The sequence below is a fragment of the Kribbella qitaiheensis genome, assembly GCF_014217565.1.
In the GTDB taxonomy this organism is placed as follows: domain Bacteria; phylum Actinomycetota; class Actinomycetes; order Propionibacteriales; family Kribbellaceae; genus Kribbella; species Kribbella qitaiheensis_A.
This window is the reverse complement of sequence record NZ_CP043661.1, coordinates 2,407,139-2,420,321: the sequence shown is the minus strand read 5'-3', so window position 1 is coordinate 2,420,321 and position 13,183 is coordinate 2,407,139. Positions and strand designations below refer to the sequence as shown.

Sequence of the window (13,183 nt, the reverse complement as noted above, 5' to 3'; positions counted from 1 at the left end):
CCAGGGAAGTTACCGGTCAGAGGGCCTTCGTCATTGACGCCAGATCGGGTTGTCTACGGTCTAGGCTACGGTCTAAGAACGAGCTATCTGGACCTCACTGGAGCTGACCCGACGTGACTCAGCTTCGGATCGTCGGCCCGCTGTCAGGCAATTCGTTGTGGTCGAGCCGGCCTGCGAGGGTTCGTTGTCACGCCCTGAGTGCCGGCTGTTCGGGGCCGATCCAGGCAGCAGAAGAGCTTAGTTTTGGTCAACGGACACCGCTGCGATTTGGCGGGAACGTGCCGGGGCAGGTCGGCCGCGTTCGGCGTTCGCGTCAATGGTGGTCGGAAGCAAGTACTCCAGCCGCCATTGGGTGTGGCTTGCTAGTTCCGCCGCAGCTATGGCCGAGCGCAGGACTGCATGTGGCGTCCGACCTCGCCCAGGTGCTGGTCGACTGCGTCTTGCGTGTGATGACGGCGTACTGACCGAGACCGGCCAGGTGTGCCCAGTACCAACTGTTGGCATTCCCAGCCGCCAGGCGAAGCAAGCACGTATGCCTGATTCTTGATCGTGGCCAAGAGAGTCATACTGAGAAGGTCATCGGTTCGATTCCGATAGGCGGCTCCACCAAGGCCCTTCTGACCAGGCAAAACGCCGAAGTCAGAGGGGCCTTCTTCGTGTCTGGGATCTGCCGGGTACGCGCCAAAGTACGGAAAGACCTCAGTGGGCCTGCTGCCGTCGGCGCTGAAGCAACGGATGCTGATGGTTACGGGGAGAAGTGATCTTCGGACCGCAACCGGATCCCAGGCCCCGGCGTAGGTGCCTGTGATGTCGCACTGCGCGTCGGCCATCGGGGGAGTGATGCATCGAAGGCGCCACCGAGGCGAGCATCCGCTGATGCCGGCAGCGGCGGAAGCTGGCCACCCTGGCGACCGGGGTCTTGATTGACCGGCCGTCGACGGCTGATGCCGACGTGGCCCCCGGTGGTCGTCGCTTCGTGCTGAGGTGCTGGCTGCAGAAGCCCTTTCGGCTGCTGGACCGTCGACGACGTTGTGTGCTCGCGCCCCTTGCTGCCCGGACGACTGGCCGCCTCGAGCGCAGGCTCTATCGCGAGCAGACAGCCGGGCCCGGACGAGCTCAGCGTCCGGCGCCATTGCCACCGAGCGGTGGTTCACCGTCGTGGTGTCCGAACTCTCATCCAAAGATGGTGCCGCCTTTGTGGAAGCGAACGAGGCAGGATCGGCCCGCGTCCAGGCGGTGGCCGGACGTCCACCAGCCCCCGGCAGTGCCCGGCGTGCGCCGCATGCGGGCCGATCCTGGTCTCATCGGTGTGCCAGGAAGGGCTCCCTGTCGCAACCTTGCGTGGCCGGTGCAAGCCCGGGCCGCAAGCCACCTCATAGTGGCCACGAAGGGAACGATGCAGCGCCCTCGATGTGACCTGACGCGGACCACATCCAGGCTGGGGCTCGTCGCAGTCCCGAGACGCGCGCCGAAAGGTTCTGGACCGGGCGCCAGCGGGACGTTGCAGAGCCCCGCGGAGGCCCTGCGTGCGTCGGCTGATCTGGAGGGCAGCAAGTTGAGAGGCGACTCTACTGTCGATGCTGCAGATCGCGGCGTGCCAGGAATGCGGGTGCCTTCCCGTTGTTGACGCACCGTGTGGGAGGCCACTGAGCGTCGACATGGCGTCTGGTCGTTCCAGGGCCAGATTGCTCGGAGCCGGGCTTGGAATGCCGCGCTATGGCACCCTTCGGGCGTTGTGTCCCTGGGGTACTTGGCTGCTGCCGGACTGCGCCGGTCGTGTGGTCTACGTGCCCGCCACGAGGCATCGGTCAGGGTCCGTTGCTGGACCTCGATCGCGCTCTAGGGATCCGTCCCGGAGCCGGACGTGGACACCGGCGCGTCGGCACCAGGTCAGCGGTCTACTGCCTCGGGAGGCGGTAGATCTGCTGGTCGCCGATGCCCATCGGTGCTCCTGCAGTACTCCGAGTTGAGCATCCGTGACAGGTCAGACCTCGGCGGGTCGACCGTCCGGGTGATGGGCCGGGCAGCAGAGTGGAAGCGAAGGCCTTGTGGGCCGCCGACACCGGTGCCTGGAAGATCGATCATCCACTCGAGCACCGCGTCGTCCAGTTCGCCGGGATCGGACAGATCATCGATCAGTTGAGCGGATCCTCGATGGTGATACGGGCTTGGTAGCGCGACCTCAGCGCTGATCGCGTCAGCTACGACCGCCGCGCACATCGCTGACCAGCGGCTTCGTCCCCACCACCTGTCGGTGTATCCGGTGGTCCCGCCGATCGACAGGAGTCGTAGTGTCGCTTCGGGCCCGAGTACGTCCGCGTCGATCGCTTGCCAGTGCCGGAGTTGCTCGGCCACAGTTTGTTGGACCTGCCCCCAGCCCGCGCCGAACAACGTTGAGATCGTGCGTCCATCAGGCAATGCCCAGGAGTCGTCGGTCAAGGCGTTGATCAGACCGGCCCAGTCGACGCCCTCGATCTCGTCGATGTGATCCATGGCTGCTCTAGTGACCGCGAGATTGACTCTGGCCATCAGCACATCGGTCGGGAGGTGGAACTCCTCGACGGCAGTATTGTTCCGCCAGCACCAAGCCGCGATTCCCAGTGCAATGGAATCCGGAACGAGGTCAGGCAGGACACCAGATCCGAAGAAGCCGACGACGGTGTCGAGGTAGAGCTTCAAGTAGGGGTGCTCGTCGATCTCACCGGCGACGTCCAGCGCAGACTTGTCCCGGTAGTGGGCAGCCGGGCCCACAACATACGTGGCGATTTGATACCCGACGAACTCGTTGAGGCTGATACCGGCGTCGGGCGTCACGGTCACCCGAGTTGGTTCCAGCAACCCGAGTTCGCCGGCTCGCCGTGTGACGTCCTGGGTGGGATCGACGTCCAGGGCGATTAGTTCGTTGCTGTCCAGGATGCTGAACAACTCTTCGTCTTCGTCGAACATCTCGAAAGGAGTCAAGGTGAGGGTGTCGTCGAAGGGCCGGTACTCGGCGGCGAGAAGCATGCAGGTCCGGAACATGGTGGTGGACAAGACCGGGCCGTCGTCGTCTTGGTCGAGGTCGAAGCCTTCTTCGTGACATCGCCATCCGGCCAGCTCCAGCGGGCCGAGTAAGTCGTCGAACTGGTCGACATAGTCCTGCGTTCTCTCTTGGGCGGGCGTCGGGCGACTCAGGGCGGCTGACAGCCACGCAGCGGCGTCGGGCTGTCCGGCCGCCAGAACCAGCAGATGACGAGCCGGCGAGGCCGGATCCCGGTCCGGTGGTTTGCGCAGATCAACCGAAACACCGTTCGGGTGACAGACTTTGTCGAGCCGCTCAGCATGCTGGGCGAGGATTGAGTTGACGGCGAGGACTCGGGCGCTGGTCCCTTCCATCTCGGCTTGGAAGCGCATCTTGAGTCGATCCCACCTCATGACCTGGTCCGTGGTGCCCCACAGCGAACGGCGATCCACTTTTCGCGCAGCCACGGTGCCGTGTTTTTGCAGCTCACGAAGAGCCCGTTGAACCTTCGTCTCCCTCATCCGAAGGAGGTCTGTCAGGTCCTGCGCGGACGCGAGATCCTGAGCATCATTCCGCTGCTCCAAGGCCCACAGAACCTGCCCTTCCTCGGACCACAGCGCAGTCCGGGTGGCAGCCTTCTCCTCGTCGGACAAATGCATGCCGCAGGCGGGCGCGAACGCGTCGAGCACCGCCGAGCGGCGGACAATGGCCGCGCACGGCGAACCTGTTCGAGTCGGCCGCCCGCACCGGCGCTGTTCCGGATCTCCAGATCGTTTGTCAGCCATGGGCCAAATTCTGGCATCGATACTGCACTTCAAGCGACCGTCTCTTCACCACCCTGTGGATAAGCGCACAGGGTTACCTGGGGCTCGTCGCAGTCCCGAGACGCGCGCCGAAAGGTTCTGGACCGGGCGCCAGCGGGACGTTGCAGAGCCCCGCGGAGGCCCTGCGTGCGTCGGCTGATCTGGAGGGCAGCAAGTTGAGAGGCGACTTTACTGTCGATGCCGCGGATCGCGGCGTGCCAGGAATGCGGGTGCCTTCCCGTTGTTGACGCGCCGTGTGGGAGGCCACTGAGCGTCGACATGGCGTCTGGTCGTTTCAGGGCCAGATTGCTCGGAGCCGGGCTTGGAATGCCGCGCTATGGCACCCTTCGGGCGTTGTGTCCCTGGGGTACTTGGCTGCTGCCGGACTGCGCCGGTCGTGTGGTGTACGTGCCCGCCTCACCGGGCACGTACCGACGGCGCAGTCCAGCAGTTTCAGGCCAACGAGGAGGAGGAACTCGTTGCCAGCGGCCCCGGACAAACCTGGGGAGGGTAGCCGACGTTGCCGCGGTGCTGAGAGAGTGACTCTCCCAGGTCATTCACACTAGTCCCAGCTGTAATTCAGGTCGACCCGATTGCACGTACTGACATCTGAACAGCTCTTGATGTCATGTGGACCTTGGGCATGCCGGACACGGTTACCAATGCCGTCACTCCGGGCCGTCATTGACGAGAGCCACGTTGATGCCGACGTGGCGCGTCCAATGATCAGAAGCTGTCGATATCCGGATACCTCCGCACACCGGGGACTGACCATTGGGCAGCCTGTTCAGCCGAGGCGATGGGGTTGTTCCGCGTTGGTGCGCACACCGTGTTGGCGGTTGGCAGGTAGGGCGTCGTCCTCGTCGAGGTCATTGGGGGCTGGTGACTGGGTGCCGAACAGGATGAGTGCTGTTTCCAGACTGAGGGTGAGATCCGCGCGGCCCTCGGTGTAGGAGGTGACTCGCTCCCCAGCACGGCCGGGTAGCGGCCGTGCTGGGTAGTTGTCTTCGTGGAAAGACTCGAGGTCGCCGGTGTGGTCGACGGCGAACTTCTGCAGGTCGCCGGGGTACTGCTGAGAGGTGGTATCGCCAGCCACCGATTCCCGGGTTCGCGCGTGCCACGCCAGCGAAAGCAGCAAAGCGGCCCGTGTCTGCTGCTCTGTTCCTGACCAGGTGCTTCGCAGGTCCGGGAACCGCGCGGCGATCATCGGGTCGCCGTCGGCACCGGCCAGTGCCTCGAACAGCATCGGAGTGATCCGCACCATCTGCGCCGTGATCAGGTCGTCGTCCACTGCTCCAGTGTGGGGGCTCAACGCGGTAGCGCGGGGCAGGCCCGGCCGACGCCGATGGCTCGGCAGCGACATTGTTAAAGGAAGTAGGCCCGGCGCGCAGTAGTTGAGGAACGCCGGGCCCCGGCTGACGCCACATATCCGGCCTGGAACCTCCCCCGAATAGTTCCAGCTACGTGACCGCCTGCACGATCTCCAACGCGCGCTCAGCGTCGCGGGTTACGCCTGCCGGGCAGCGTGGGATCCCTGTCACCGTGTCGCGCGGGGTGAGTCAGTGATCGTGGTCGCGGTAGCTGCGGACCCGGGCCACGTCGACTACGCTCGCGGCAATGGTTACGGCTACGGTCGCAGCCCCGTGATCATCATCGGGTTGCGGTGCCTGAGGTGTCGGCGTTGCCGCGCCATTGCCCTGTGGTGTGACGCGGCACGATCCATCAGCCGTCAACCCTGATCTAACGGAACCGTTAGACATCTCCTAACGGTTCCGTTAGTGTTGCTTCTAACGGAACCGTTAGGAGAGTGGTTGTGGTGGAAGACCGGTTGTCGATGGTGGACATCGCGACGTTGCTCGGGGTGTCGCGATCCCGGGTGCACCAGCTGCGCAAAGAGCCGGGATTCCCCGCGCCTGTCGAGCGGGAGGGGGGCCGGGACTTCTTCGATCCTGCGACGGTCTGGCGGTATCTGGTGGCCAGTGGGCACAAGCTGGCCGCGAAAGCGCCGGTGCTGTTCCGGCGCCTGGAGCCGGGCGACTGGGTCCGGTACCGGGGTGTGGTGACGAACCGGCTGGGGTCGGTGCTGGTGTGGGACACCGCGATCGGCGGAGTCGGGGTCTGGTATCCGGCGCCGGCGTCGCAGTGGGCCCGCGATCAGGGCGTGCCGGAGCTGTTCGAGCAACTGCCGCATGTCGACGCGCTGGTGCGGGTGTCGGTATTCCTGGACGCGTTCGGCCCGGAGTTGTCGGCTCACGACCGCAAGGCCCAAAAGCGCGGCCGGTCGGTGGGTTACCGCGCCGACTGGGAAGACCTGGCCGCGGTCACTGGAGGCCCGGTGCCGTGGTGGCCGACGTCGCTGCTCAAACCGCGCGAGCTGGACCGGTGGGAACCGGGCAGGCCACCGGTGGAATCAGCGCCGCTGCCCGACGCGGACACCGCCGTACTCCGCAGTGCGGCTGCGGCTGAACCCGGCCAGACCAGCGTGCGGGCCATGCTGACCGCGCTGGCCAACGAGATCGAGACCAGCGCGTTCGACCAGGCCCGCCACGAGGTCGACATGCTCGCCGGCACGCCTGTCGTCAAGGACGGGCACCTCCTGATCGCCGCGACGCCACTGGCCGCGCCCGGCCACGAAGCCCCGGCGCCGGCCGAACTGGTCCGGCGCGATGCCTGGGCCCAACTGCTGCAGCGCACCGACACCCTGGCCGGTGACTGCGTCAAGGTCGCGATCGAGTGGAACGGCGGAACCGACCTGCCCTACTCCACCCGGATCGAGGTCCGGCCCGCCCAGAGCGCGGCCGCGAAGGAATGGGCTGAACGGCTCGTAGACGCCGATCCGCAGCTGGCCGCGTTCGCCACGTTCAGCGAGGCCGCCGGTGCTGACCGGCACCTGGTCGATCCCGACACCGGCGCCCCGGCAATCAGCCGTGGACGCGACGCGCTTTTCGTCGCCGTACCCCAGCGCATCGCATCCAGTACCGACCTGGCCGCGGTGATCCTCGAGGACCACGTGGTGTGGGTCCGCACCGCCGACGGGCGGCTGTGGCTCGCACCCCAGCTGTCCGGCGCCGGGATCGCCTGGGGCTACTCAGGTTCCGGTGCCCGCACCCTGGCCCACCTGCTCGGTGACCTGCTCACCGATATCACCGCGACCGTCACCCACCGCCCCGCCCCGCTACCTGGCCTGATGGACCTCGTCCGCGACGCTCCCGACACCGGCATCACCTTCAGCTCCCGCCAGCTCGAGGACGCCGCCAAACAGAACTGACCGCCCGGCGCCGGACGTACCGGCGGCGGCCTGGCAATCAACCATCCACCCCGACCTGGAGAACCCGATGACCGAAATCGACCTGGACATGCCGGCCCACGACATCGCCGACTTACTCGATCGCGCCAACTGCCCTCGGATGCCGACCAACACCAGCTCCGCGTCGTGCCGCGGGCCTTCATCGCCGCACTGCAAGCCACCGGACAGGAACCCCGATGACCACCGACATCCCTGCTCGCGCCCCGGCCGCGGACCGTCCAGCAGAGACGACCACGGAGCTGGCCAGGAGGACTGGCAGCCGGATACGTACGCGGCGCGTTGGATACGGCCCCGCGGGGTGCATGGGTCGGAGAGGTGCTGTTTCGTGTGGTGGCGGGCTGTGTGCCATAGTGGCGACATAGCTCCCCACCGTCCTCCGGGACTGGTGGGGTTTTTTCGTCCTGAGGGTGCTTATGGACGCTGAACTTCGGGCTTCGGTCATCATCGACTATCAAAACGTCCATCTGACCGGCCACGATCTGTTTGCCTCGGCGAAGAACTGGCCCCGGCACGAGACGTTAATCGATCCTCTGCGGTTCGCGAACCAGCTAATCGCCACTCGCAACAAGCGGCAACGCCCCGGGGTTGGCCAGCCTGCGGTGTTGAGGAAGGTGCTGGTGTATCGGGGCCAGCCCTCGGGCGAGCACGACCCGGACGGTTACAACCGCAGCCAGGCGCAGAAGGCACAGTGGGAACGGGATCAGCGGGTGACGGTCACCCTGCGACCGCTCAAATACCACTATCAGCGTCACGTGACCGGTCGTCCGGCCCACGACATCAACGGCGTCAAGATCCCGATCGGCCGACCCCAGGAGAAGGGCGTAGACGTGCTGTGCGCACTGGCGACTGTCCGCGAGGCCCGCAACCCTGCGACCGATTTGGTCATCCTGGCCACCTCTGACTCCGACCTGGTGCCCGCGTTGGACGAGGTCCGCATATCCGGGAGCGCCAAGGTCGAGACCTTCTGTTGGTACGACGCTCAGACCAAGACGAAGTTCCAACTGCATCCCACCGATCGGTCTCGGCCGCTGTGGAACACCCAGCTCGGTGAGATGGAGTTCCGGGCCAGCTGGGATCCCACAAGGTACTGACCTCACGGGTCCTCCTGTAGATACCTGGATACTCGCCGGTTGGCATCTCCATGCTTGACGAATCACCGAACTCGTCACTTGTGCAGACGCCGCATCACGTTCGTACCGGGTCAGGCTCCACCGGCCCGGTGCTGGTCGTGCCAGGTCGCAAGCTCTGGGTTGAACACTTCCTGGTCATGGCCGTCAACGAAGCGCTCCGCGAAGTCCTGGAATACTTCCGGGTCGACGGCCAGATCTACCCCGACCCCCACAGCGGAAACGAAGAACTGATCTACGCAGCTGCGAACCACCCGGCCGGCCGGCCGGACACAAGCACCTTGCCCCGCAGCAGACAGGACGCCGCGCAGTCCTCTCTGCACTGTCCCGAACCAGCCGGAGATGGAAAGTGAGCACGAGCTGGAGCCCGACCAGATCGCCCCGCCGACACCCCGCCCGTGCGACTCCGACCCCTACCGTATCGACGCACCGTCCGGAGTCTGGGACGCGACCGAGTACGCCAAGCTCGCCAGCTACGACGCCACCACACCCGAACAACCGGGTCGGCTCTTCCTGTGCCACCTCGCCGATCCGAACAGCCAGCGCAAACGGATCTGCGCCGGCTGGGCCGGCTGCCACGACGGCAACAATCTCCTTGCCTTGCGCATGGCAGTCGTGCGAGGCCGGATCAGCCCCGAGACCGCCGACCGCGTCAGGAACTACGTCTCACCAGTGCCACTGTTCGCAACCGGACAGGAAGCCGCAGCCCACGGGCTGCGCGACCTGGCAGAGCCCGGTGACGACGCACGGCGCGCGATCGCCAAAGTCGTCCGGGGCCCGCTCCGACATCACCACCTCGGACCGCTGACCGATGCCCGTTGCAGAAGAGGCACCCGCCTGGTGCGAGGAGCCAGGGGAGTGGTTCGCCTGCCCCACCTGCGGAACAGCCCTGTACTGGGCTGACCAAGCCCATGGTGAGCTGCTGGTCTGTGCGACCCGCAGTGCTTCGCTGTCGGCGTCCCAGTGCCGATCTGGCTTGCACAGGAGGACCGCGAACGCCGGGACTCGACGAACCAGTCAGCCAGGCGCGGGGTTGCCGCGGCCGGTGCTCGACGGCCGGCCCCTCGCCCCCGACGGCTGTTGGACGCCGCAACGCTGGACGATGGCCAACCTTCTCTGACGGGCACGGCGCAGGTGGAGTATGCCCGGCTGGCCGTCACTGACGGATCAGCCGGAGCTGTGCCGTGCCCAACCTGATCGTGCTGACCGTCCCAGCCTGTTCGACGGTGATTCTTGCCCCGGGCAACTCGATCCCCGGTGTGATGAGTGGGCGCGTGAAGGTTTCGGGGGCTGTTGCTAGCGACCAGGCCAGCTCCCACCGGTCGCCAGACCCCGTCAGCTCGAAGCGTTCCTCGACGGCCATCCGGCCAGGCTGGTCGGCGAACTCGTGGTCGCTGGCGTAGAAGAACTGGCCGACGTCCCAGCGCCCGTCCATCGTGCGGCAGCTGCACCTTGCCAGCAAGGCAGCGAACAGCCGCTTGGTGTGGTGGCTCATCGACGCCGCCGCGGCCAGGCCCTCGGCCTCGTCGTCATCCGGGGGCCGCATGCCGACGGCTGCGAGGTCGCCGTACCGGCCCTCGCCGCCGGTCAGGACGCGCAGCCGGCCTCCGGTCGGTAGATGAACGAAGTCGTAGTTTCCGGTACCCGCATCGGGCAGCAACCGTAGGCCTGGCAGGCCAGGCCGGTCGTATCCCTTTGCTCCGACAGTGCGTGCCAGGTTCTCCGGAGCGGTGACGTTGGTCATCACGAACATGTCGTGCTGTGGACTCGCATCCCATGTGTAGAACAACATTCGGGCGAGGTGCCAGGGGCCACGTGTGAACGCGAAATAGAACAGCAACGACCGCAGCTCAAGCTGCGCCGGGCTGCACGCGTCGAGCCCGTGGGTCCGGTCGCGGCTGACACCCCGGCGCGCCAGTGGTGCAGGTTCACCGGTATAGCGGCTACGGCGGTAGGCCAGCCTTGAACGAGTGGGCACGAGTGCAGTCCTCTCCCGGCTGCCCGGCCAGACGAGAACGATTCGAGGGCATGCAAGCTCATGCGCGCCAGGAAACCTGGACTGGGTGCACCACACCCCGGGCCTATGGCTGACAGACCACCGGGGGCCGGTCGACAGACCTTACGGGCATCCAGAACCCGCCGCAGGTGAGCGTACTGCCAACAACACTGCTAGCAAGGGAGGACGATCCTCGGCGGGTCGGGGGGCCAAACAGGACCCGCCAGCTCATACCGGACCCAGGAAAGTGTCTGCCGGCGGCGCGAGAACCGACAGCCGCTCACGCTCTTGCCTCTACGAGTCTGCTGATCGGCCTGCATCGAGATGAGGGCTGTAGTCCGTGGATGGTCAGGTTCCAGACTTCAACGGCACGTGGGGCCGTGCGAGTCGACAGGTCGACGATCTCGGGTCGGTTCTGGATGACTCAAGAACAACAGCACCTTGCCCCAGTGGTCGAGGGCCCTGCCATGTGACGAGGTACCACGTGTCCAGAAGCCTTAGCGAGCTGTGCGAGTCAGGTTGATCGACGCTTTGTTCTGATCACGGCTGGGCATCTGCCAGCGGTTGTTCCGTCTCATCGCGATCGGCCGAGCAAGCCGTCTGTGATCCTGCGGAGCCGGCCGCCCGGCTCCGGTCGCTGTGGTGTTGTCCGGAATTCTTGGTAGTGCTGTTTGGTGACGCACCGGATGACTGCGTGCATGAACTTTTTGCGGTCGGGCACCTGCACGGCCCAGCGTTCGTCGGTGCGCGTGTTCCACAGGATGCCCGTCGGGTGGCCGCCCATCACCAGGTAGAGGGCCAGCTGAAGGAACATGGCGCGGTCGAGTTCGGAGACGAACTTCAGTTCGAAGATCTGACCATCGTGGATGGCATCGGCAACACCTACGAACGTGATCGGCGTCGCCGCCTCGGGGGTAGCGGCGATTCCTGACAGGTCCATTGGTGACTGCGTTGCGCAGTCGCGAGGTAGCTGTGTGGCCAGCCGCTTGGTCAGCGCGTCGCGAACTTCGGCACCGACTTTTCGGGTGACCTGTTCTGCGTAGCGCATCTGGTCTGTGTCGACGGCGGTCAGTAGTAGTGCATTGTGCCAGGGGTCTTCGTTGAGCCTGGCCTGCAGCTGCTTCGCGATCGGTTTGGGGTTCAGCATCACTTCTAGGGCAGGGTCGTAGTTGTCGAAGAACACCGCCTCCTGGTACTGGCCGACAACGGGGGACAGGTCGATCAGCCCGTCGACACGGTCGATGGTGATCTCCTCGCCGGCACCGTCGTCGAGGCGTCGCCTGTCGAGCAGGTCGACACACGACTGGAGGTTCTCGGCGTAGGTGAAGTCGAAACAGTCCGACGCCAGCAACGGTTTGTCATACTTGGGCCGTTGATCGGTCAGTAGTTGCGTGAACCGCTGCACAGGGATGAAGCCGATGCTCTTGGCGTGCCTCCGAGCGTTTTGTGACCGCACGAAGACGACTTCGTCTTTTCCTCGGGAGGCTGCGACCAGGAACACGTTGCGCATGACGGTTGTGTCCACGTTCGGGAATCCGCAGCGCACGTCCCACATGTTTTCGTCGTAGTCGAACACCGCGCTTGTCGGGCGTTCCAGTCCTTTGCTGGAGTCGAATGTCGTGAATACCGCGGTATCTTCGTTGTAGGTTACAGTGGTATCGCCGTCGCGGATGGAGGCGTAGACGGTCTCTTTGTTGAAGACCTCACCTTGATTACGTTCGAGGTGATTCAAGGCTGCTGCCATTTGGCCGTTTCGCTTGCCCAGGCACAGCAGTTCGCCCGGCTTTTTCGCTCCCATGAGGTCGAGCGCCTCGTGGTAGGAGACGTACCGGATCGCCTGCGAGGGATTGACGCCCACGACCGGCTTGTTCCACGCCTCGCTGAGTAGCGCGCCGAGTTCTCGACCTGCTCGGAAGGACTGAGTGAACGGCAGCAGTTCAGCCTGCCGAGTGATCTCCCTGGAGAACCGCTGGACGTCCAGGGTCGTGTTCGAGTGCACCTTCTGAGCCAGGTCACCGACTAGGACGGTTTGCATCGCCGGGTTCAGTGACTTGATGTTGCGCAGCAGTTGCGCGTATTCCTCGTTGATGTCCTGATACTCGTCAACCACAAGAAGGTCATATTTGGGTAGTGGTGCTGAGAGGTTGGCGAATGCCGCATTGAATCGCCGGATGGATTCATCGAGACCACATTTGATGCCCGCCTCTAACAGCGCTGGGTACACGATCCCGTGGTAGTTCTGCACTCTCGCGTTTTTCACTCGGCGTTGCGCGTCGGCTTTGAGTAGCTTGCTGTAAGTCAGGTATAAAACCTTACGATCACGGCCCACTTCGGTACATAACGCCTGAATCGCCGTGGTCTTGCCCGATCCCACCGTCGCATCGACGATCACATCGTGTCCTGAACGTACGGCGTCAATCATCTGTCGCTGTTCGCCACTCAACAGAAGAGGTGAGCCCGCGGCAGCCCGGCCAGGGTTCCCGGGCTGGCTCGATGTCCGGGCCGGCTCCGTGACCATGGCGAAGTTCGGGTTGGTCGCGAGTTGTCTTCGCAGCACAGTCTCCGCCTCAGCCCACGACGCCGGCCGTAGCTGCGGCGGCAGCAGCACCTGACAACGTGCCTGCAGCGCTCCGGGCGTGCGCTGCAACGTTCCCGCCAGTGCTTGCAGCGCTATACCGCGCCGGAGCCCGTCGAGCAGTGTCGCGGTGTCCTCGGCCGACCAGGCTGAGCCCGCACGGCGCGGTGCCGGCCCGGCGCCCTTGTTCCAACTGTCAGTGGTCACACGTCATGACGCTATCGGCAGTCGGTGACAGAATCTGCCGGCTCCGCGAACCAGGGGGCCGGCAGCCCGCATGCGATCCCGTTTGTCTGCTCCGCGCGACGGCGGGATCGTGGAGTTGCTCTGCGTCGGTGGCGCGCTATTGCACACCCTTCTCCGGTTTCTGGAGA

At 65.1% G+C, this 13,183-nt stretch carries 8 protein-coding genes; 4 read left to right on the top strand and 4 right to left on the bottom strand.

All coding sequences use genetic code 11. The features are described 5' to 3' along the window. Positions 1-1,890: 1,890 nt before the first annotated feature. Positions 1,891-3,786 (bottom strand): hypothetical protein, encoded by a 1,896-nt coding sequence (locus F1D05_RS11005; protein WP_185447370.1) that lies wholly within the window; start codon positions 3,784-3,786, stop codon positions 1,891-1,893. Between the two features lie 805 nt (positions 3,787-4,591). Beyond that, positions 4,592-5,095, bottom strand: a complete 504-nt coding sequence (locus F1D05_RS11000) for a hypothetical protein (protein WP_185447368.1) — start codon at positions 5,093-5,095, stop codon at positions 4,592-4,594. A 516-nt stretch (positions 5,096-5,611) separates the two neighbouring features. On the opposite strand from F1D05_RS11000, the gene F1D05_RS10995 reads away from it, so the two are divergent. The 4 genes from F1D05_RS10995 to F1D05_RS10980 all read left to right on the top strand — a co-directional run bounded on the left by F1D05_RS10995 (position 5,612) and on the right by F1D05_RS10980 (position 9,141). After that, entirely contained in the window at positions 5,612-7,072 is a 1,461-nt protein-coding gene (locus F1D05_RS10995) for a hypothetical protein (protein ID WP_185447366.1), read from the top strand. Positions 7,073-7,524: 452 nt separating this feature from the next. After that, positions 7,525-8,202: an NYN domain-containing protein gene (locus tag F1D05_RS10990; RefSeq protein WP_185447365.1), complete on the top strand. Its 678-nt coding sequence runs from the start codon at positions 7,525-7,527 to the stop codon at positions 8,200-8,202. Positions 8,203-8,378: 176 nt separating this feature from the next. Then, complete coding sequence (locus F1D05_RS10985) at positions 8,379-8,591, top strand: hypothetical protein (protein WP_185447363.1); 213 nt, start codon at positions 8,379-8,381, stop codon at positions 8,589-8,591. After that, positions 8,581-9,141 (top strand): DUF6283 family protein, encoded by a 561-nt coding sequence (locus F1D05_RS10980; RefSeq protein WP_185447361.1) that lies wholly within the window; start codon positions 8,581-8,583, stop codon positions 9,139-9,141. Before F1D05_RS10985 ends, F1D05_RS10980 begins: the two co-directional genes overlap by 11 nt. A 253-nt stretch (positions 9,142-9,394) precedes the next feature. Here the strand turns inward: F1D05_RS10980 and F1D05_RS10975 are convergent, their stop codons facing one another. Both F1D05_RS10975 and F1D05_RS10970 read right to left on the bottom strand, forming a co-directional pair. Beyond that, the gene (locus F1D05_RS10975) at positions 9,395-10,030 is read right to left on the bottom strand and encodes a hypothetical protein (protein ID WP_185447359.1); all 636 of its coding nucleotides are present in this window, start codon (positions 10,028-10,030) and stop codon (positions 9,395-9,397) included. Positions 10,031-10,808: 778 nt separating this feature from the next. Then, positions 10,809-13,016 carry a DEAD/DEAH box helicase family protein gene (locus F1D05_RS10970; RefSeq protein ID WP_206686169.1) on the bottom strand — a complete coding sequence of 736 codons (2,208 nt, stop codon included), beginning with the start codon at positions 13,014-13,016 and terminating at the stop codon, positions 10,809-10,811. Positions 13,017-13,183 lie beyond the last annotated feature (167 nt).